This window comes from Streptomyces sp. NBC_01808, assembly GCF_035917395.1.
GTDB lineage: Bacteria > Actinomycetota > Actinomycetes > Streptomycetales > Streptomycetaceae > Streptomyces.
The window spans coordinates 6,459,392-6,480,776 of the sequence record NZ_CP109072.1 but is presented as its reverse complement, the minus strand read 5'-3'; the positions used below and the strand labels follow the sequence as shown (position 1 = coordinate 6,480,776).

The 21,385-nt window shown below is 74.9% G+C and carries 13 protein-coding genes; 7 read left to right on the top strand and 6 right to left on the bottom strand.

Annotation, left to right across the window (positions count from 1 at the left end):
* Positions 1 to 63 precede the first annotated feature (63 nt).
* Positions 64 to 294 (top strand): hypothetical protein, encoded by a 231-nt coding sequence (locus OG946_RS28670; protein WP_326798861.1) that lies wholly within the window; start codon positions 64 to 66, stop codon positions 292 to 294.
* A gap of 94 nt (positions 295 to 388) precedes the next feature.
* Positions 389 to 958 (top strand): hypothetical protein, encoded by a 570-nt coding sequence (locus OG946_RS28665; protein WP_326798860.1) that lies wholly within the window; start codon positions 389 to 391, stop codon positions 956 to 958.
* Positions 959 to 1,011: 53 nt separating this feature from the next.
* Here OG946_RS28665 and OG946_RS28660 read toward each other — a convergent pair whose 3' ends face one another.
* From OG946_RS28660 to OG946_RS28635, 6 genes are all read right to left on the bottom strand, one after another.
* Positions 1,012 to 1,455, bottom strand: a complete 444-nt coding sequence (locus OG946_RS28660; protein WP_326798859.1) for a hypothetical protein — start codon at positions 1,453 to 1,455, stop codon at positions 1,012 to 1,014.
* A gap of 22 nt (positions 1,456 to 1,477) precedes the next feature.
* Positions 1,478 to 2,233, bottom strand: a complete 756-nt coding sequence (dapB, locus tag OG946_RS28655; protein ID WP_326798858.1) for a 4-hydroxy-tetrahydrodipicolinate reductase — start codon at positions 2,231 to 2,233, stop codon at positions 1,478 to 1,480.
* A gap of 112 nt (positions 2,234 to 2,345) precedes the next feature.
* Positions 2,346 to 3,749 (bottom strand): M16 family metallopeptidase, encoded by a 1,404-nt coding sequence (locus OG946_RS28650; protein ID WP_326798857.1) that lies wholly within the window; start codon positions 3,747 to 3,749, stop codon positions 2,346 to 2,348.
* On the bottom strand, positions 3,746 to 5,977 hold the full coding sequence (locus OG946_RS28645) for a polyribonucleotide nucleotidyltransferase (protein ID WP_326798856.1): 2,232 nt from the start codon (positions 5,975 to 5,977) through the stop codon (positions 3,746 to 3,748). The genes OG946_RS28650 and OG946_RS28645 overlap by 4 nt, the downstream gene beginning before the upstream one ends.
* Before the next feature lie 408 nt (positions 5,978 to 6,385).
* A complete protein-coding gene (rpsO, locus tag OG946_RS28640) occupies positions 6,386 to 6,673 on the bottom strand; it encodes a 30S ribosomal protein S15 (protein WP_027743620.1) in 288 nt (95 codons plus the stop codon).
* 203 nt (positions 6,674 to 6,876) lie between these two features.
* Complete coding sequence (locus OG946_RS28635; protein ID WP_326798855.1) at positions 6,877 to 7,395, bottom strand: M23 family metallopeptidase; 519 nt, start codon at positions 7,393 to 7,395, stop codon at positions 6,877 to 6,879.
* A 496-nt stretch (positions 7,396 to 7,891) separates the two neighbouring features.
* On the opposite strand from OG946_RS28635, the gene OG946_RS28630 reads away from it, so the two are divergent.
* The 5 genes from OG946_RS28630 to OG946_RS28610 all read left to right on the top strand — a co-directional run bounded on the left by OG946_RS28630 (position 7,892) and on the right by OG946_RS28610 (position 21,129).
* Positions 7,892 to 10,306 carry an outer membrane protein assembly factor BamB family protein gene (locus OG946_RS28630; protein ID WP_326798854.1) on the top strand — a complete coding sequence of 805 codons (2,415 nt, stop codon included), beginning with the start codon at positions 7,892 to 7,894 and terminating at the stop codon, positions 10,304 to 10,306.
* Positions 10,307 to 10,334: 28 nt separating this feature from the next.
* Complete coding sequence (locus OG946_RS28625) at positions 10,335 to 12,599, top strand: outer membrane protein assembly factor BamB family protein (protein WP_326798853.1); 2,265 nt, start codon at positions 10,335 to 10,337, stop codon at positions 12,597 to 12,599.
* Between the two features lie 4 nt (positions 12,600 to 12,603).
* A complete protein-coding gene (locus OG946_RS28620) occupies positions 12,604 to 14,844 on the top strand; it encodes a protein kinase domain-containing protein (RefSeq protein ID WP_326798852.1) in 2,241 nt (746 codons plus the stop codon).
* Positions 14,845 to 14,870: 26 nt separating this feature from the next.
* Complete coding sequence (locus tag OG946_RS28615) at positions 14,871 to 16,943, top strand: protein kinase domain-containing protein (RefSeq protein WP_326798851.1); 2,073 nt, start codon at positions 14,871 to 14,873, stop codon at positions 16,941 to 16,943.
* A gap of 199 nt (positions 16,944 to 17,142) precedes the next feature.
* On the top strand, positions 17,143 to 21,129 hold the full coding sequence (locus OG946_RS28610) for an SCO5717 family growth-regulating ATPase (RefSeq protein ID WP_326798850.1): 3,987 nt from the start codon (positions 17,143 to 17,145) through the stop codon (positions 21,127 to 21,129).
* The last annotated feature ends 256 nt before the right edge of the window (positions 21,130 to 21,385 follow it).

Below are 21,385 nucleotides of genomic sequence, written 5' to 3'. Positions count from 1 at the left end.
CGACGTTGCCCGGATGACAGGAGTCAAGTCGACAAACCCACGAGCCCTGAGGTGGTGCCCCGCATGCTTCGCCGTCGGCGTGAGCCCGTTCCGTTCGCCTTCGTAGCGGAGGCCGACCGCTTCCGCAGCGACGTCCCCGTGCCGCCCCCCGTGAAACGCGCCGGGATCGGGGAGATCGCCGGTCGGGCGCTGGTGGGGGTGCTGATAGTGGCGGGGCTCGTCGGCGCGGTGGTGTTCGGCATCCCGGCCATGCAGCTCAGCGACGACCCCGGGTCCGCGCAGCACACCCCCTGACGCTGCCCGCGTCACCGCCGTCACAGGCGCCCCGGATGCCCCGTCCGCACCCCCGGGGTGGTGGGCCCGCCGGGGCCTCGCTAGCCTCGCAGGCGTGCCACTGCCCTTTCTGACCGCCGACCGCGACTTCGGAGACGTCGCCGGCGACGCGCCCCTCCCCTACGCCGACCGTGACCGCTGGCGCCGGCCGTATCGTCCGGGACCCTGGCGGGTACTCATGGCGGCCATCGAGCTGCTGCTCGCCTCGTATCTCCTCTTCGCGACCGTCATCATGCTGCTCGCGGACTCGGTCACGGGCGCGCTGACCTGCGCGGGCGTGGCGGTGGGCTTCATCCTGGCGGCGCTGCGGCTGCTGCGGGTCGGGGTGTGGGTGAGCGCGCACGGGCTGCGGCAGGTGCATCTCCTCCGCACCGTCACCCTGGCGTGGGACGAGGTCGCCGCCGTACGGACCGTGCAGCAGCCGGTGAAGTGGCTCGGCCTGCCGCGTACGGTGCAGGGGCAGGCGCTCCTCGTGGTCCCGGCCGCGGGGCGGCGGGGGCAGGGCGGGGCTGCGGCGCCGCTGCGGCCGCTGCTGACGGACACCAACGCCGACTTCCTGAGCCGCCCCGAGGCGTTCGACCGGGCGGCCGACACCGTCGAGGCGTGGGCGACGGAGCTGCGCTGACGCTCCCGTAGCGCCGCGGGCGACGCCCGCCCGCGTACGGACGGACGCCCCCGCTAGCCCGCCGCTCTGCGCAGCCTGATCGCCTGCTGCATCGCCTTGCGCGCCCGCGGGGTGTCGCGCGCGTCGTGGTACGCGACCGCCAGCCGGAACCAGCTCCGCCAGTCCTCCGGCGCCGCCTCCGTCTCGGCCTTGCGGCGGCGGAAGACGGCGTCGGCCGAGTCGCGGTCGATACGGCCGCTGGGGGTGCGCTCCAGCTCGTCGACCGGCAGCCCGCCCTCGGCGTCGAGCTCCCGCGCCAGCGCGCTCGCGGCGCGGGCGAAGGCGGTGGTGTGCCACAGGAACCAGATGCCGATGGCGGGGAGCACGAGCACGGCGACGCCGAAGGCGACGGTCAGGGGCGTGCCCTCGCGCAGCAGGTACCAGCCGCGGGTGCCGGCGAGGAAGAAGTACACGACCAGCACGGCCGACAGCACGATGTACGTGATCTTCGAGCGCATGAGCGGGGTCCGGGAGGCGGCGTCAGCCGAGGTCGAGGAAGTGTTCCAGGCCGACCGTCAGCCCCGGGGTCGCGGGCACCCGGCGGGCGGCGAGCAGGATACCCGGCATGAAGCTGCTGTGGTGCAGCGAGTCGTGCCGGATGGTGAGGGTCTCCCCCGTGTCGCCGAGCAGCACCTCCTGGTGGGCGAGGAGCCCCCGGAGCCGTACGGCGTGCACGGGCACCCCGTCGACGTCGGCGCCGCGGGCGCCGGGCAGGGCGGTGGCGGTGGCGTCGGGCTGCGGCGGCAGGCCGGCCTCGCGGCGGGCCTCGGCGATGAGGCGGGCGGTGCGGGTCGCGGTGCCGGACGGGGCGTCGGCCTTGTTCGGGTGGTGCAGCTCGACGACCTCGGCGGACTCGAAGAACCTCGCGGCCTGCCTGGCGAAGTGCATGGTGAGGACGGCGCCGAGGGAGAAGTTCGGGGCGATGAGCACGCCGGTGCCGGGGCTTTCCGCGAGCCGGGTGCGCAGCGCGTCGAGGCGGTCGTCGGTCCAGCCGGTGGTGCCGACGACGGCGTGGATTCCGTTGCGTACGCAGAAGTCGACGTTGGCGGGGGCGGAGTCCGGGTGGGTCAGCTCGACGGCGACCTGGGCACCGGCCCCGGTCAGCTCCGCGAGGTCGTCCTCGCGGTCGACGGCGGCGACGAGGTCCATGTCCTCGGCGGCCTCGACCGCCCTGGCGGCCTCGGAGCCGATACGGCCGCGGGCGCCGATGACGCCGACCTTGAGCTGGGTGGTCATGCGCGTACTACCTCCGGTGTCGATGGGGTTGCTCCGGGAGGGGGCTTCGCCGCGGCCCTCGGGCACGCGCCCACGTTACGCCGTGTCCGCGCGGCACCCGCGCCCCGCTCCCTCAGGCCACCGCCGCCCGCAGCGCGGTGGCCTGGCGGTCCGTGACCGGTCCTATGACGGACAGGGACGGGCGGCGGCCCAGGACGGTCGCGGCCACCTCGCGGACGTCGTCGGGGGTGACGGCGCGGATACGGGCCAGGATGTCGTCGACCGACATCTGCTCGCCCCAGCACAGCTCGCTCTTGCCGAGCCGGTGCATCAGCGCGCCGGTGTCCTCCAGGCCCAGCACCAGGGAGCCGCACAACTGGCCGACGGCGCGCGCGACCTCGTCGTCGGGCAGGCCCTTCTTCGCGACGAGCGCCAGCTCCTCGCGGCAGAGCTTGAGCACGTCGGCGGCCTGCGCCGGGCGGCAGCCCGCGTAGACGCCGAAGAGGCCGCAGTCGGCGAATCCCGAGGTGTACGAGTACACGGAGTAGGCCAGGCCGCGCTTCTCCCGGATCTCCTGGAAGAGCCGGGAGCTCATGCCGCCGCCGAGGGCCGCGGACAGCACGCTGAGCGCCCAGCGGCGCTCGTCGTGCCGGCCGACGCCGGGGGCGCCGAGGACGAGGTGGGTCTGCTCGGTGCGGCGCTCCTGCAGCTCGAAGCGGCCCGCGGTGCGCAGCGTGCGGCTGCCGGCGCGGGGGCCGTGCGGGGCGGCGTCGGTGGCGTCGAGCGCGCCGGCGCGGTCGAAGGCGGCGGCCACGCGGCGTACGACGTCGTCGTGGTCGACGTTGCCCGCGGCGGCGACGACGAGCCGGGTGGGCACGTAGTGGCGCTGGTAGAAGCGGGCGACGCGGTCGCGGGTGAGGGCCGTGACGGTCTCGACGGTGCCGAGGACGGGGCGGCCGAGGGGGGTGTCGCCGAGCATCGTGCGGGCGAAGAGGTCGTGGACGCAGTCGCCGGGGTCGTCCTCGGTCATCGCGATCTCTTCGAGGACGACGCCGCGTTCGGCCTCGACGTCCTCGGCGCGGATGACGGAGCCGGTGAGCATGTCGCAGACGATGTCGATGGCCAGCGGCAGGTCCGTGTCGAGGACCCGCGCGTAGTAGCAGGTGTACTCCTTGGCCGTGAACGCGTTCATCTCGCCGCCGACCGCGTCGATGGGCGCGGAGATGTCGAGGGCCGAGCGCGTCCTGGTGCCCTTGAAGAGCAGGTGCTCCAGGTAGTGCGTGGCGCCGCCGAGCGCGGGGGTCTCGTCGCGGGAGCCGACGTGCGCCCAGATGCCGAAGGTCGCGGAGCGGACGGCGGGCAGCCTCTCGGTGAGCACGCGCAGCCCGCCGGGCAGCACCGTCTTGCGTACGGTGCCGGCGCCGTCGGAGCCGTCGGCGCCTTCGAGGAGCGTCGCGGTGGTGGAGCGCGGACGGGGGACGGCCCGCCCCCGGTACGGGGGGCGGGCCGCCTTCCGACTGCTGCGGGACAGGGTCACTTCGCGGACTCGTCCTCGGACTTCCCGGCGTCGTCGCCGTCCTTCTCCTCGTCCTCCAGGACGGGGATGAGGGACAGCTTGCCGCGCTGGTCGATCTCGGCGATCTCGACCTGGACCTTCTGGCCGACGCCGAGGACGTCCTCGACGTTCTCCACGCGCTTGCCGCCGGCGAGCTTGCGGATCTGCGAGATGTGCAGCAGACCGTCCTTGCCGGGGAGCAGGGAGACGAAGGCGCCGAAGGAGGTGGTCTTCACGACCGTGCCCAGGTAGCGCTCGCCGACCTCGGGCATCGTCGGGTTGGCGATGCCGTTGATGGTCGTACGGGCGGCCTCGGCGGCCGGGCCGTCGGCGGCGCCGATGTAGATCGTGCCGTCGTCCTCGATGGTGATCTCGGCGCCGGTGTCCTCCTGGATCTGGTTGATCATCTTGCCCTTGGGGCCGATGACCTCGCCGATCTTGTCCACCGGGATCTTGATGGTGATGATCCGCGGGGCGTGCGGGGACATCTCGTCCGGCCGGTCGATGGCCTCCATCATCACGTCGAGGATGTGCAGCCGGGCGTCGCGGGCCTGCTTCAGGGCCGCGGCCAGCACGGAGGCGGGGATGCCGTCGAGCTTGGTGTCGAGCTGCAGGGCGGTGACGAACTCCTTGGTGCCGGCGACCTTGAAGTCCATGTCGCCGAAGGCGTCCTCGGCGCCGAGGATGTCGGTCAGCGTCACGTAGCGCGTCTCGCCCTCGATCTCCTTGGAGATCAGGCCCATGGCGATGCCGGCGACCGGGGCCTTCAGCGGCACACCGGCGTTCAGCAGCGACATCGTCGAGGCGCAGACGGAGCCCATGGACGTCGAGCCGTTGGAGCCGAGGGCCTCGGAGACCTGGCGGATCGCGTACGGGAAGTCCTCGCGGCTGGGCAGCACCGGCACGATGGCGCGCTCGGCGAGCGCGCCGTGGCCGATCTCGCGGCGCTTGGGGGTGCCGACGCGGCCGGTCTCGCCGGTGGAGTACGGCGGGAAGATGTAGTTGTGCATGTAGCGCTTGCGCGTCACCGGGTTGAGGGTGTCGAGCTGCTGCTCCATGCGGAGCATGTTCAGCGTCGTCACGCCCATGATCTGGGTCTCGCCGCGCTCGAAGAGCGCCGAGCCGTGCACCCGCGGGATCGCCTCGACCTCGACGGCCAGCGGCCGGATGTCGGTCACGCCGCGGCCGTCGATACGGACCTTCTCGCGGATGACGCGCTCGCGCACCAGTTCCTTGGTGAGCGCGCGGTACGCCGCGGAGATCTCCTTCTCGCGGCCCTCGAACTGCGGCAGCAGCTTCTCGGCGGCGACGTCCTTGACGCGGTCCAGCTCGGCCTCGCGCTCCAGCTTGTTGCTGATGGTGAGGGCCCGGGCCAGCTCGTCGCGCACGGCCTGGGTGAGCGCCTGCAGCACGTCGTCCTGGTGGTCGAGGAAGACGGGGAACTCGCCGGTGGGCTTGGCGGCCTTGGCGGCGAGGTCGGCCTGCGCCTTGCAGAGGGTCTTGATGAAGGGCTTGGCGGCGTCCAGACCGGCGGCGACGACCTCCTCGGTCGGCGCGGTGGCGCCGCCCTTGACCAGCTCGACGGTCTGGTCGGTGGCCTCGGCCTCGACCATCATGATCGCCACGTCGCCGTCGTCCAGGACCCGGCCGGCGACGACCATGTCGAAGACGGCCTCCTCCAGCTCGGCGTGGGTGGGGAAGGCCACCCACTGGCCGCGGATGAGGGCGACACGGGTGCCGCCGATGGGGCCGGAGAACGGCAGGCCCGCCAACTGGGTGGAGGCGGAGGCGGCGTTGATGGCGACCACGTCGTAGAGGTGGTCGGGGTTGAGCGCCTCGATGGTGGCGACGATCTGGATCTCGTTGCGCAGGCCCTTCTTGAAGGAGGGGCGCAGCGGCCGGTCGATGAGCCGGCAGGTGAGGATGGCGTCCTCGCTGGGGCGGCCCTCGCGGCGGAAGAAGGAGCCGGGGATCTTGCCGATGGCGTACATGCGCTCTTCGACGTCCACCGTCAGCGGGAAGAAGTCGAGCTGGTCCTTGGGCTGCTTGGAGGCGCTGGTCGCCGCGAGGACCATGGTCTCGTCGTCGAGGTAGGCGACGGCGGAGCCGGCGGCGAGCTTGGCGAGCCGGCCGGTCTCGAAGCGGATGGTGCGGGTGCCGAACGAGCCGTTGTCGATGACGGCCTCGCTGTAGTGGGTTTCGTTCTCCACCAGGAAATTCTCCTCGTCTGCGCCCACGCCCGTGTGGCGTGGGCGGTGAGCGGTGGAGCACCCGCGCGGCAGGCTCGGGCCGGATGAGCGGCTGTAGGCCGGGCCGGTCTTCGATCGAAGCCACCGGGGTGCGCGCTCTCGCGTGCTCCGAAGGCCACTACCGAGGACCGGCGCCCGCTGTCGGCACTGGTCCGGCGGCTGCGGGCGGTTGCTCCCCGTATTCACTCTGTGCTGATGTCCTGCCGACCAGAGTACAAGTCCCCCTGGCGGCATCTCGACGGCTGGCTGGCAACCGTTCGGTAAGGGTCCGTACGGACGGAGCGGCCCGGCGTCCGGGCGAAACCGGAGCGCAGCGGGCATACGCCGAGGGAGCGGCTCCCGGTGCGGGAGCCGCTCCCTCGTACGGCGCTAGCGGGCGCCGGCGGCGCCGCGGCGGATGCCGAGGCGGTCGACCAGCGTACGGAAGCGGGCGATGTCCTTCTTCGCCAGGTACTGCAGCAGCCGGCGGCGACGGCCGACGAGCAGGAGCAGACCGCGGCGCGAGTGGTGGTCGTGCTTGTGGGTCTTCAGGTGCTCGGTCAGGTCGCTGATGCGCTGGGTGAGCATCGCCACCTGGACCTCGGGGGAGCCGGTGTCGCCTTCCTTCGTGGCGTACTCGGCCATGATCTTCTTCTTGGTCGCGGTGTCGAGCGACATGCTTCCCACTCCTCGGGTTCGGCGCCGCCGAGCGTCCCTGGTTTTGGTCACAGGGAATCTGCGGTGACTCGGCAGGCGGGGCGGTCGCGGCGCCTCACCCCTGGGATACGGGGGCGCTCACGCGAACCGTCCGACAGCCTACCAGCCGCACGGCGGCCCGAAGACCGCCGTCCGGCGCCGCCCGGCGGGGCCGGGGGTGCGGGTCAGATCTTGACACCGTGCTTGCTGAGGAACGCGACCGGGTCGACGGCGGAGCCGTAGACGGGGGTGGTACGGACCTCGAAGTGCAGGTGCGGCCCGGTGGAGTTGCCGGTCGTACCGATCTTGCCGATCAGCTCCTTGGCGTTGACCGTCTCGCCGACGTTCACGTCGATCTTGGACAGGTGGGCGTACTGGGTGTAGACGCCCTCACTGTGCTTGATCACGATGTTGTTGCCGTAGGCGCCGCCCCAGCCGGCCGTGACCACGGTGCCGTCGCTGGCCGCCTTGACCTTCGTGCCCGTGGGGGCGGCGAAGTCCTGGCCGCTGTGCTTCGCGGCCCAGCGGGCACCGCCCTGGTTGTACTGACCGGTGACGTCGTACTTGGCCGTGACGGGCTTGACCCAGTCGGGCTTGCTGTCGGCCGTGGCCACCCCGGAGCCCAGGGCGAGAACCATGCCGCCGCCGGCGGCGAGCATCGCGGTGGTGGCTATGGGGGCGGTGAACTTGGCGTGCTTGAACATTCTCTGAATTCCCTCCAGAAAGGTTTCGACCCCGGCTGCGCTCCGAGGTCGCATCACCTTGGTAACGCGTCGGATCGGGACGGACAAGGACCCTTGGTACGAGCCTGGGTCGTAGCGGCGAGTTGGGTTTTTCTACCCCTTGCGGACCCTCGGAGAACGGTCGCGAGAACGGCCCCGGACGGCGCACGGGAGGGCTGGCGTAGGTCGTATATGCAGGTCAGAGTGGCTCGCGCGGCCCGTGTCCAAAAGTCCGGCGGGCTCCCGTGCCAAAAGTCCGGCGACCATAGGGGCGAAAGTCCCGGACCCTCGTCCGATTCACCTACTACTGCTTTTAGGATTCCTTCAGAGGCATGTGGTGCACGCCACTTCCGGATAAGAATCCGCGGCTCTCGCGCGGGGCTTTCTCCCCTGCCGCGCGGGACCAATTACCCCCCCGCCTGGCGCGGAGCCCGGCCGTCCCCGGTAGGCTGCGTGCGGCCAGTTCCTAGGAGGGGGTATGGAACCGCTGCGACTCGACGACCCCGAGCAGTTCGGGGCGTACCGGCCGGTGGGGCGTCTGGACACGGACGCGGGCGAGATGCGCGCGCCGGTCGCGCGCTACATCGCGCAGGCACCGGGTGGCGAACGCACAGTCCTGATCACCGCACCGCGCACCGAGGCGACGGCCGCCGACCACGGCCACGCCGGGCGCTTCCACGCCGCCGCCGCCGAGGCCCAGCGCCTCGGCGGTACGGGCGGCCCGTGGCTGGCGCCGGTGGGCGAGCTGTCGGCCACGGGGCCGCCGTGGTGGGCGATGCCGTACCGGCCCGCGCTGCCGCTGCCCGCTGCGCTGGACGCCCAGCAGGGCCCGCTGCCCGAGCGCACCGTGTACGCCGTGGGCGCCGCGCTGGCCGAGACGCTGGCCGCGCTGCACGCCGCGGGCATGGCGCACGGCGGACTCGACCCGACGGCCGTGCTGCTCACCGGTGAAGGACCGCTGCTGACCGGCTACGGCACGGTGAGCGCGGCGGGCGCCGACGGCAGCCCGCGCGAGCGCCTTGCCGGGCTGATACCGGAGTTCCTGCCGCCGGAGCAGGCGGCGGGCGGGCGGCCGCGGCCGCTGGGGGACGTGTACGCGCTGGCCGCGGTGCTCCTGTACGCCGCGACCGGGCTGGTTCCCGGCGACCAGGCGGCGGACCCGCAGGCGGGGGCCTTCGCCGACCCGCTGACGGACCCGCTCACCGGCGATCCCGGATACGGCTCAGAACCGTACGCCGCGGACCCGTACGCCACCGGCGCCTACGGCACCCCCGCGAACCCGCTGGACCTGCTCCAGCCCGGACTCCGCGCCGTCCTGGAGCCCTGCCTCCACCCCGACCCGGCCCGCCGCCCCACCGCCGCCGCGCTGCTGCCCGAGCTGCTGCACGCCGCGGCACCCGGCCACTCCGCCGCCCCCGGCATGGGCGCGGCGGCCCCCGGGACCGTGCTCGACGCGGCGACCACCCGCTCCGGTGCCGCCCTGGCCCCCGGCTGGCTGCCCCGCCGGGTCAGCGCCGCGCTGGCGCTCCAGGCCGCCGATGTGCTGGCCGCCGAGACCGAGCCGGACCCCGCGTTCCTCGCGGCGCCGGACCCCGGCACCCCCGGCGCGCCGGACCTGATCGGCGGCGCCACCGTCATCGGCCGCCCCGCCACCCGCCGCGCCCTGCTCGCCGGTATCGCCGGCGGGGCGGTGGGCGTCGCGGCCGGCGGCGCCGCGGCCTGGGCCGCGACCACGGAGGACCCGCCTCCGCCGCCGACCACCGCGGAGCGGCTGGCCGCGCGCACCACCGGGAGGAAGCGGCTGAACGGCGCCCCGCCCCCCGTGCTGTGGGGCAAGGGCCTGGGCAAGGTGGAGCCGGTCGGCCCGCCGGCGGTCGCCGGGGGCACCGCCGCGCTGGTCGTCGCGAAGTCCGGCGTCTTCGCGCTGGACCTGCGCACCGGCGAGGAGCTGTGGGAGCAGTCGGACGTCCGCGCGTCGGCGCCCGCGGTGCCGCTCGCCGACGGCATGGTGCTGGTGCCCGGCAAGGATCTGACGGTGCTCGACGCCGCGGACGGCTCCGTGGCGTGGACGTCGGAGAAGTTCCGCCGGGGCGGCAAGACGCCGTACCGCGCGCTGCTCGGCGTGACCGGCGACACGGCCGCGTTCACCGTCGAGGAGGGCGGCGAGCTGACCGTCGTCGGCTACGACCTCGCCAAGCGCCGCGAGCTGTGGCGCTCGCCCGGCTCGGCCGCCGCGACCGCCGCCCTCTTCCTCGGCGGCTCGGTCGTCCTGGTGCCCGAGGCCGACGAGGACGCCAGGCACCGCGACAAGCCGGCCGCGGTCTCCGCGCTCGACCTCGGCAGCGGCGAGGAGCGGTGGGCGCAGGAGTACGCCGGGATGGCGGGCGGCCACTGGGCCGCGGCGGGCAAGGACCTGCTGGTCGCCACCGCCGGCAAGACGATGCGCGGGTACGACGCGAGCGGCGGCGGCGACGAGCTGTGGAGCCTGACCGCGGAGCCGTGGGACGAGGACATGGAGAGCACCAACCCGCAGAACCTCGGCCCGCCCGCCGTGCAGGGCGAGATGGTCCACGCCCTCGACACCTTCCGCGCCGTGCACTCCGTGGCGCAGGAGTCGGGCGAGGAGCAGTGGAAGCGCAACCCGCAGCTCGCCTACGTCGGGGTGCTCGTCCAGGCGCCGCCGCTGCACGTCACGCCCGACGGGAAGCTCCTGATCGCGGGCGACGACACGCAGGTGCTGGCGTACGACGCGGACGGCGGCGACCTGCTGTGGCGGTTCACCGACATGCGGCCGGGCAAGCCGAAGTACGCACACCGGCGCCGGGTGGCGGTCGGCAAGGACACGGCCGTGATCGCGAGCGGGAGCAGCGTGTACGCGCTGCCGCTGGACTGAGCGCGCGGCGGCAAGGGGGATTGTTCGTATGCACACGTTGACCGGCTCCGGCGGTCACACCGGCGGCGCGACCGGCACCACCGTCGGCGGCCAGGAGAGAGTGGGCCCGCACCGGATCGTCGCGCCGCTGGGCACGTACGGTCCTGAAGGCGGGCCCGGCGCCGACGGGCCGCGGTTCCATCTGGCGTACAGCGAGCCGCTGGGCCGGGTCGTGGTGCTGATGACGCCGCCCGAGGCGCTCGCCGCCGACCCGGGCTTCCGGGTCCGGTTCGCCTCCGAGGCCGGTACGTCCGCGCGGCTGGCCGGTCCTGCCGCCGCGCCGGTGGCCGGGGTGGCGCCGCAGGACGAGGAGCCGTGGGTGGCGTACGACTGCGCGCCCGCGCTGCCGCTGCCCGCGGCGCTGGCGGCGCACGGCGGTCCGCTGCCGGTGCCCTACGTCTGCCGGATGGGGGTGTCGCTGGCCGCCGCGGTGCTCCAGGCGCACGCGCAGGGCCTGGTGTACGCGGGTCTTACGCCCGCCGCGGTGCTGCTGACGGCGGCCGGGCCGCGGCTCGTGGCGTACGGCGCGGTGCGCGCGGCGGCGCCGGGCGACGGGCCCCGTACGGCGGTGCCGGGGCTGCCGCCCGCGTGGCTGCCGCCGGAGCAGCACGCCGGCGGGGTGCCGCGGCCGCTGGGCGACATCTACGCGCTGGGCGTGGTGCTGGCGTACGCCGCCACCGGCGCCCACTCCCCCGACCCGGCCGCGCTGCCCGAGCCGCTGGCCTCCGTCCTCGCCGGCTGCCTGGCCCGGGACCCGGCGCAGCGCCCGCGCGCGGACGCGCTGCTCCAGCAGCTTCAGCAGGCGCAGCAGGCCCTGCCCGCCGAGCCGGGGCAGGAGCAGGTGCCCGGCGCCGTCGCCGCGGCGCTGACCGCGCAACTGCCGTCGCTGCCCGCGCAGGGCCCGCTCGCACCCCCGCCGGGCCCCGGCGCGTCCGGCGGCCCCGGCGGGCCGCCCGCCCCCGGGCAGACCCCGGAGACGTCGGCCGGGGCGGGCGCCGGGGAGACCTCCGTGCCCCCGCCGAGCCCGGGCCGCCGCGCGCTGCTGCGCGGCCTCGCCTTCGGCGCCGCCGGCCTCGCGGTCGGCGGGGGCGGCGTGTACGCGTACCGCCGTGCGACGAAAGAGGATCCGCCTGTCTACCGCACCACCCCCGCGAAGGGCGCGGCGCCCACGCCGCTGTGGCAGTACTCGCTGCAGGGTCAGGAGGCCGACTCGGTCAGCCTCATCGGCAAGATCGCCGTCGTGGAGACGATGGGCGCGCTCACCGCCGTGAACGTGCGCACCGGCAAGAAGGCGTGGGACTCCGACGTGTTCGCGGACGGGGGCCTGATCGACCTCGGCCGGGGCCAGGTGCTCCTCATCCCGACGTTCGGCGCCATGGAGGTCGTCGACCTCGCCGGCGGCAAGTCGAAGGGCGCCATCGAGGACTACTCGCTGAACAGCAAGATGTCCTTCCAGGAGGCCGTCGGCGCGGTCGACGGGATCGTCTACTTCCTGGCCACGCGGGGCTCCGACATGGAGGAGTTCTCCATGGTCGCGTACGACACCCGCAAGCGCGAAGAGGTGTGGAACAAGCCGCTGCCCAAGGGCTACGGCGACCTGAACGACAATCCGCTCAGCGACGGCGAGAGGATGAAGATCCGCGGCCGCGAGCTGCTCGTCCCCAGCGCCCCCACCTCCGGCTTCGACTTCACCTACCTCGCGCTCGACCGGCGCAGCGGGGACAAGGCGTGGGAGCAGAAGTTCGCCGGGATCGAGGACTACGACGGCCCCAGCACCTTCGTGACCGGGTCCGGGGTGCTCGTCAGCCCCAGTAACGACGCCGACGCGCTGCGGGGGTTCGAGACGCGCGGCGCCAAGAAGGTGTGGGAGCACCCGATGAAGGAGCACTTCTCCGGGGAGCTGACCGACGCGCGCTCGCGCGTGCTGTACGGCACGCAGGGCGCCGAGGTGACGGCGCTGTCGGTGAAGAACGGCAAGCCGGTGTGGCGCACCCCGGTCTACTCCGGCGGCCGTTTCGACGTCACCAACGTCGTCCTCAGCGGCACCGGGGGCACCCTCTTCTACAGCAACGACGCCGAGGTGCAGGCGTTCGACACCCGCGACGGCGCCCCGCTCTGGCGGTTCGCCACGGTCAGCGAGGCCGGCGGCGCCACCGACGACGGCACGGGCGTCTCCGGCCGCGTGCTCGCCGCGGACGACGGCATCGCCCTCGTCCTGTCCAAGGACGCCCTCTACGCACTCCCGGTGGACTGATCCCATGGCTACGCCCCTCACCCACGACGATCCGCAGCAACTGGGCCCGTACCGGCTCGTCGCCCGCCTCGGCAGCGGCGGCATGGGCACCGTCTACCTCGCCCGCTCCGCGGGCGGGCGCACCGTGGCGCTCAAGACCATGCACGCCGACCTCGTCAGCGGCGAAGCCGGCACCGCGGGCGCCGAGTTCCGCACCCGCTTCCGGCTGGAGACCGACGCCGCCCGCGTCATCGGCGACCACTACGGCGCCGAGGTCGTCGACGCCGACCCGCTGGCGGAGACGCCGTGGCTGGCGACCGAGTACGTGCTCGGCCCGCCGCTGGACGAAGCGGTGGCGGTGTCCGGGCCGCTGCCCGAGACCACGACGCGGGCGCTGGGCGCCGCACTCTGCGAGGCGCTGGGGCAACTGCACCGCTCCGGCGTCGTCCACCGCGACCTCAAGCCGTCGAACATCCTGCTGACGGCGGCGGGGCCGAAGGTCATCGACTTCGGCATCGCCCGAGCGGCGGGCGACGACCACCTGACCCGTACCGGCACCGCCGCGGGCACGCCGGCCTTCATGTCGCCCGAGCAGGCGTCCGGCGTCGAACACACCCCGGTCGGCGACGTGTTCGCGCTCGCCGGCGTGCTGGTCTTCGCCTGTACGGGCCACGGCCCCTTCGGCGGCGGGCAGGCCGCGGACCTCCTGTACCGGGTGCGCTACGGCGAGGCCGACCTGTCCGGCGTGCCCGCCGGGCTGCTGCCGCTGCTCCAGCGCTGCCTGGCCAAGGAGCCCGAGGGCCGCCCCGGCACCGACGAGCTGGCGATGCTGCTCGCCGAGGGGCTGCCGGACGGTACGGCCGACTTCGCCGACCAGCTCCCGGACGCGCTGCACGCCGACATCCTGCGCCGCGCCGCCGTCGCCTGGCAGCCGCAGCCGCCGCGGCTGCCGTCGCCTGAGCAGGCCGCCATGGAGACCGAGTTGGGCGCGGGCTCCGGCCCCTCACGGCGCAAGGTGCTGGCACTGGCGGGCGCGGGCGCCGTGGCCGTCGGCGGCGCGGGGGTGGGGGCGTGGGCGTACCTCCGCGACGACGGCAAGGAGCCGGCGGCCAAGCCGAAGGCGAAGAAGCCGGCCGCGCCGAAGGAGCTGTGGACGCGCCCGGTCGTCGGCGGCGGCGGCGCGTTCAGCCTGGCGACGGGCGGGAACTACGTGCTGCTCCTCACGACCACGGGCGGCGGGCAGTTCGTCGACGCCCGCAACGGCAAGCTGCGCGGCGTCAGCCAGTCGCTCAGCCCGTCGCTCGGCATCATCGGCGACGACTCCGGGTTCTACTCCGTGGGCAGCCGCAGCGTCTCGGGGGAGGGCACCCACGCGCTCTTCGTCAACGACCCCGAGACCGGCGACTCCGAGGAGGACGTCGTCCTCAACGGCGCGGACATCAGGGGCACGGCCATCGAGGCCGCCGAGAACGGCATCGTGCTGCTGCGCGCGAGCACCCGCTGGGTGACCCGGGTCTACCGCGACAAGAAGACGAAGAAGAAGATCGTCGAGAAGACGCCGTGGACCTCGCAGTTCGTGGCGGCGGACATGAAGACCGGCGAGCTGCTGTGGGGGTACGACAACAAGTCCCCCGACACCGGCCCCTCGTACGCCACCGCGCTGACCAAGAACGAGGCGCTCATCCGGGTCGAGTCCACCCTGACGTGCATCGACGCCAGGAGCGGCGAGGTGCGCTGGACCTGGAAGGCGCCGAAGGAGGACCGCGAGTCGCTGGCCGGGCTGCAGCAGTTCCCGACCGCGAAGGGCCACGTCCTCCTCGGCCTGCGTGACCTGACCGCGCTGCGGCTGTCGGACGGCGAGGTGGGCTGGTCCGTCGGCGAGGGCCGCGACGCGCGCGCCGCCCTCGGCCCCGGCACCCGGCTGTACGGCACCCCGGCGGTCAAGGACGGCAAGGTGTACGTCGTCGAGAACGGCAACGGGCTCATCGCCATCGACGGCGCCAGCGGCGAGGTCGAGTGGGAGGCCAAGGCGGACTGGGCCGGGCCGCAGGCGTTCATCGTCGCGCCGGTGGTCGGCAAGAAGTACGCCTACGTGGGCACCGGCGGGCGCGACTGGGTGCGGGCGGTCGACCTCGAGGAGCACCGGACGGCCTGGTCGTACCGGGGGCCCGAGGACAACGAGCGCCCCATGGTCCTGGAACAGGACGACGCCAAGGTCGTCCTCGTCGTCACCGCGGCCGACGTGCGCGGGCTTCCCCTTCAGTAGGAACTTCCCCCAGGAGCGGTACGTCAATGAAACCCCTCGGCACCGGAGACCCGCTGCGCCTCGGCCCGTACCGCCTCATCGGCGTGCTCGGCGCCGGCGGCATGGGCAAGGTGTACCTCGGCCGTGACTCCTCCGGCCGCCCCGCCGCGATCAAGGTGCTGCGGCCCGAGCTGGCCCACCAGTCGAACCTGGCGCAGCGCTTCGTCCGCGAGGCGCACGCCGCGCAGGCGGTGCAGAGCCCCGGCGTGGCGCGGGTGCTGGGCGCCGAGACGGAGGGCGGACGGCCGTGGATCGCCTGCGAGTTCCTCGCCGGGCCGACCCTCGCGGAGGCCGTCGAGCGGTACGGGCCGCTGGACGGCACGGCGCTGCGCGCGGTCGGCGCAGCGCTGGCGAACACGCTCACCGACATCCACGCGGCGGGCCTCGTCCACCGCGACGTCAAGCCGCCGAACATCGTGCTGACCGCGACCGGGCCGCGGATCATCGACTTCGGCATCGCCCGCCCCGAGCACGGCCTGACCCTCACCAGCACCGGCGAGGCCCCCGTCACGCCGGGCTACGGGCCGCCGGAACAGGTGCTCGGGCAGCGCGTGGGCCCGCCCGCGGACGTCTTCGCGCTGGGCGCGGTGCTCACCCTGGCGGCGACGGGGCAGACGGCGTACCAGGGCAGCCATGTGGCGGCCGTGCAGTACGAGGTGGTGCACGGCGAGCCGCGGCTCGAAGGGCTGCCGCCCGACCTCTACCCGCTGATCGCCCCGTGCCTGGCCAAGGACCCCGCGTACCGGCCCACTCCCCCGCAGATCGCCGCCGCCCTCGCCCCGCCGCCCGGCGCCGAGGCCGTCTGGCGGCAGGGCCCGCTCGCCGAGGACATCGCGGGCCGCGAGCAGGAGGCGGGCCGCCTCGCCGCGCTCCCCGCGGCCGGCGACACCCAGGTGCCGGGGCCGTCGCGGCGGCGGCTGCTGGTTGCGCTCGGCACCGGCGGCGCGGTGGTGGCCGCGAGCGCGGGCACGGCCTCCTGGTGGTGGCTGGGCAAGGACGACGGCGGCACGACCGCGGCACCCAAGCGCGACCCGTGGGCGGCGCAGCCGCTGAAGAGCTACAGCTCCGACAACGCCCCCGCGGCGCTCTGGGGCCCGGTCGGCGGGCTCAACTCCGATACGCCGATGCTGCTTCCGCTGCGCGAGACGCTGGTCGCCGCGATGGCCGACGGCAGCGTCGCGGGCCTGGACATCCGCACCGGCAAGGAGAAGTGGCGCCAGAAGGACGCCGCGGCGGCGGCCCGCGGAGCGGCGCTCGACGAGAACACCTTCGCCGCGGCGGACGCCGAGGGCGCCGTGTACGGGCTGCGCGGGCGCGACCGGCGCGAGCAGTGGTCGGCGCCGGACGCCCGGGCGGCGGTCGTGCTCGCGGGCGACGCGCGGGGCGCGTACGTGACGACGAAGGACGGCGAACTGCGCGCGGTCGGCACGAACGGCAAGGAGCGGTGGACGGTCCCGCTGCCGGTCAAGTCGACCGTCAGCAAGCCCGCGTGGGCCACGACGGCCGACGGCATGCTGGTGCTCTCCGGCTCGGACGGCAAGCTCGCGGTGGTCGACACCCGGGACGGCAAGAAGGTGTGGGACACCCCGCAGCGCAGCTCGTACGCGCTGCCGTGCGCGGTCGGCGGGGGCTTCGTGTACGCGGGCGGGGACGGGCTGACGGCGTACGCGCTGAAGGGCGACGGAAAGGTGGAGTGGAACGAGGACCCGAAGGGCGAGTACATCTGGAGCGCACCGGCGCTGGACGGGGACCTGCTCTACGCCGTGAACGACACGAACCTCACCGTGCGGAACACCAGGACACGGGAGATCGAGTGGACGCAGGACGCCACGGCCGTCGCGCTGAAGTACCCGCCGGTGGTCCAGGGGAACTCGCTGTGGGCCGGGACGACGTCGAGCGTCGATCCGGACGCGATAAAGGTCTACGACATCGGCAAGGGCAGGCTGGCGTGGGAGGACCGCCGCACGTCGCGTGAGCGGGACGACTGGACCATGACCGCCGCGAACAACAGGGTGTTCGTCCTCTACACGGGGTCGCTGACCGCAAACCCCGTGTTCTGACCGGCAGTCGGGCGGACGGTCCCGCGGGGTGCGCCGTGGCCCGCGCGGGTCCGGTGTTCTGAACGGTGACACATCCGTTGCCGATTGCGACAGTCCGGCCTGCCGGCGCGCTCCGTACTCCCCTTAGGGTGGGAGAAGCACACGGCACCGGGCAGGCGCCGGCACGACCGCCGTGGTGCGAGGGGATCTGGGAGGCACAGTGAGCAGCGATCGGGACGAGAACGGCGCGGGCCGGACCAGCCCCGATGTCGAGCGGTCCGCTACGGAGCCGGAGGGTACGGGCGAGTTCACCGGCAGCCCGGCGCCCGCGGCCTGGTACACGCAGGGGGTGCCGCCGCCGAGCACCGGACAGGACGAGGAGGCGGGCAGCGGCTCGCCCCACGCCGGCTCGGCGATGCCTCCGTTGCCCAACGGCTTCACCGCGGCCCACGCTCAGGCCCCGGGGCCGGTGCCGGAGTCGATGACGCCGCCGCCGTTCCTGCTGACGCTGCCGGACGAGCCGCCGGAGCCGCCGCAGGCCGCGGAGCCCGCGACGCAGCCGGAGCCGCCGCGGGCCCCGGAGCCCGCGACGCCGCCCGGGCCGGAGGCGGCTCCCGTGGCCGCCGAACCGGCCGCGGAGCAGGACCGGGACGAGGACGACGACCGGGACGACGATCACGACGAGCCGTACGCGGACGAGGACGACTCCCCGCCGCTGACGGCGGCCACGGACCCGGCCGCCGTGGCGTTCGCGGCGCTGCCGGTGACCCCGGCGGCGCCCGAGGCCGGGACCGACGACGAAGGGGGCGCCGGGACCGATGCCGCGCCCGCGGCGGAGGCCGAGGAGTTCACGTCCTCCCCGGTGAGCGCCCCGAGTTGGTACGGAGGCGGCGCCTCCGCGGCCCCGGCGGGCACCGACGGTACGGCTGACCACGGGACCGCGGCGTACGACGAGCAGGACACTGCCTCCGCCGCGCCCGAGGCGGACGAGGAGCCCGCGGGCGCCACGGCGGAGTCCGCCGACGCGGACGACGACCGGGACACAGGCGCCGACTCGCCCGCGGCCACCGAGACGTCCGGCGAGCACTCCGGGGCCGGCACCGACTGGCCGGCCCTCCCGGAGGCGACCCCCGCCGCGCAGGCCGACGACGACTCCCCGTCCGGCACCGGCTGGCCCTCCCTTCCGGAGGCGGCCCCCGCCGCGCAAGCCGGCGAGGACTCCCCGTCCGGGACCGGCTGGCGGAGCAGCGAGCCGGAGTCGGGGTGGCCCTTCCCGTCCGCGAGCGCGGCCGAGGACCGGGCGGCGGACGACGGCGAACCAACCGCGGCAGCCACCGAAACCGACGAGACCCCCGAGGCGGAGTCCGAGGCGTCCGGCACCGACTGGCAGAGCGGCACCGGCTGGCACGGCACCGCCGCCCCGGCCGCGGACGCGGGCGAGGCGTCCGGATCGGGCGCGGCCTGGCCGTTCCCGGCCACCTCCCCGGCCGCGGCCGGGGAAGCCGCCGAGGCACAGGACCCGGCCGGCACCTCCTCCGGCACCGACTGGCAGGGCGGCGCGGCCGGCACCGGCGAGTCCACCGCGTCCGGGTCCGCGTGGCCCGCCTTCGCCGGCACGCAGGAAGCCGCGGACGACGGGACCGACGCGTCCGGCGAAGGCGCCGAGGCGCCGGAGGCGGGGGCCGCATGGCCGCCCGTTCCCGGTACGCAGCCCGCCGTTGAGGCGGACGGCGACGCGCCCGCGGGCGGCGTATCCGCCTTCCCCGCACCGCAGTTCGCGGCGCCGCCGCGGCCGGACGCCGACGAGGCGGGTACGCCCGCCCCGTACCGCGACGACGCCACGCGCACGCTGACCCCGCTCGTCGCCCACGCCGCGCCCGGCGCCGCCGCGCAGGCGGATCGGGACCAGGATCAGGGCCAGGACGACGACGCGGCGCAGGACGAGCCGGACAGGGGCGACGTGGTGAGCGGCGCGACCATGCGCTTCTCGCCGGCCTCGCTGCGCGCGCAGGCCGCGGAGGTCCAGGACCGTACGCCCGCGGACGACGAGCCGAACGACGCCGTGCCCGCGGCCGCCGAGGTGCAGGACCGGGTCCCGGCCGACGCCGCGCCCGCCCGCGACGACGACGAGCCGCAGGACGCGCCGCCGCAGGCCAGCCCGTACGCGACGGACCGCGCGCCCGCGGGCGCGAACCCCTGGGCGGCCGCGCCCGCCCCCGACGAGTCCGCCTCGCCCACGGCGCTGCCGCCGCTCCCCCCGCAGTTCCCCGCCGCCGAGCAGCAGCGCCCCCCGGCCGCGGACCTGCCGTCCGGCCCGCCGCCCGCCCCGGGCGCGCCCTGGCAGTCACCCACCCGGCAGCCCGCCCCTGAGCAGTCCGCGCCGCAGCCTCCCGCGGCTCCCCCGGCGGCGCCCTCCGCCCCGCCCGCCGCGGCACCGCCGCAGCAGCCGTACCCGGGCCTGCCTGCTCCGGGTGCCGTACCGCCCGGCGCCACCGACGCCCCCGGCGCCGCCCCCGCGGCGTCCACACCGCCGCACGGCGCGCACTCCGCGCCCGGCAGCCAGCTCCCGGCCGCGCCCGCCGCCGGCGCCGAGGCACCCCGCTCCGGGCCCGCCGCCGAGCCGCCGCCCGGCTGGACCGTGGCGTCGCCCTCCGGCGTGCCCGTGGCACCGGCCGCCCAGCAGCCCGACTCCGGTGCCCCGCAGGGCGGTTACGGTTGGCCCCAGCCCCCCGCCGGCCAGCAGAACCAGCCGGGACAGCAGGCCAGCCCCGGGCAGCAGGCCAGCCCCTACCCCGGCCTCCCCGCCCCACCCCCGCAGCAGGCCCACCCCGGCCGGCAGCCGGGCCAGCAGCCCGGCCACCAGGCCCAGCCCGGTCAGCCCGGCCAACTCCCCGCCCAGCCCGGTCAGCCCGCCCAGCCGCCCCCCGGTCTGCCGCCCGCCGGCGGCGCCCAGACCGGTGCCCCGGGCCAGGGCGCGCTCTCCCCGGCCACCTCCCCCGCGCCCCCCGCCCAGCCCGGCGGCGACCCGCGGTCCGGCGGCTGGCCCGACGTCACGCCCGAGCAGCGCCGCCAGCCGGTGCACAACGCCCCGCTCGGCTACACCGCGGCCGTCGAGTTGTCCTCCGAGCAACTGCTGCACGACAAGCACAAGCCGCAGCGCAAGTCGGAGCGCGGCGGCCTGTCCCGCTTCAAGCTCGGCGGCAAGGCGGCCGAGGAGGAGCGGCAGCGCAAGATCGCCCTCGTCCGCACCCCGGTGCTGTCCTGCTACCGCATCGCCGTGATCTCCCTCAAGGGCGGCGTCGGCAAGACCACGACGACCACCGCGCTCGGCGCGACCCTCGCCGCCGAGCGGCAGGACAAGGTCATCGCGATCGACGCCAACCCGGACGCCGGCACGCTCGGCCGCCGGGTGCGCCGCGAGACCGGCGCGACGATCCGCGACCTGGTGACGGCGATCCCGTACCTCAACAGCTACATGGACATCCGCCGGTTCACCTCGCAGGCGCCGTCCGGCCTGGAGATCCTGGCCAACGACGTCGACCCGGCGGTCTCCACGACGTTCAACGACGAGGACTACCGCCGCGTCATCGACGTGCTCGGCAAGCAGTACCCGGTGATCCTCACCGACTCGGGCACCGGCCTGCTCTACAGCGCCATGCGCGGCGTGCTCGACCTCGCCGACCAGCTCATCGTCGTGGCCACGCCCTCCGTCGACGGCGCGTCCAGCGCCAGCACCACGCTGGACTGGCTGCACGCCCACGGCTACGCCGACCTGGTCTCGCGGAGCATCACGGTCATCTCCGGCGTCCGCGAGACCGCCAAGATGATCAAGATCGACGACATCGTCAACCACTTCAAGCAGCGCACCCGCGCGGTGCAGGTGATCCCGTTCGACGAGCACCTGTCGGCGGGCGCGGAGCTGGACCTGTCGATGATGCGGCCGAAGACCAAGGAGGCGTACTTCAACCTCGCCACGCTCGTCGCCGAGGACTTCACCCGCGCCCAGCAGGCACAGGGCCTGTGGACCGGCGAGGGCGGCCAGCAGCCGCCGCACGCGATGCCACCGCTGCCCGGCCAGGGCAGCGGCGCGGGCGGCCCCGGCGGCTACGGCGCGGGCGGGGGGTACCCGGGCGGCGGCGGCTATCCGGGTGGCTCGCCCGGCACCGGCCCGTCGCAGGCGCAGTCCGGCCCGAGCCCGTACGGGTGACGCCCCGGGCGGATCCGCAGGGGGCCCGGCTCGCCGGCCGCCCCGGGTCCGTACCGGCGGGCCGGCCAGCGCAGACGCGCGCCCGCGGGCGCACGGGGGAACGCGTCGCGCCGCCGGCCCCGTCCTGCCGTCCGCCCGGCCTGCCGCCATTGGGTTGAACCAATGAGGCCCGCAGCCTTTTTGAAGGCGCGGGCCTCATTCGCGTTTCAGCCGGGTATCGCCCTCGTACAGGCCGGTCACGATCGTTGACATGTTT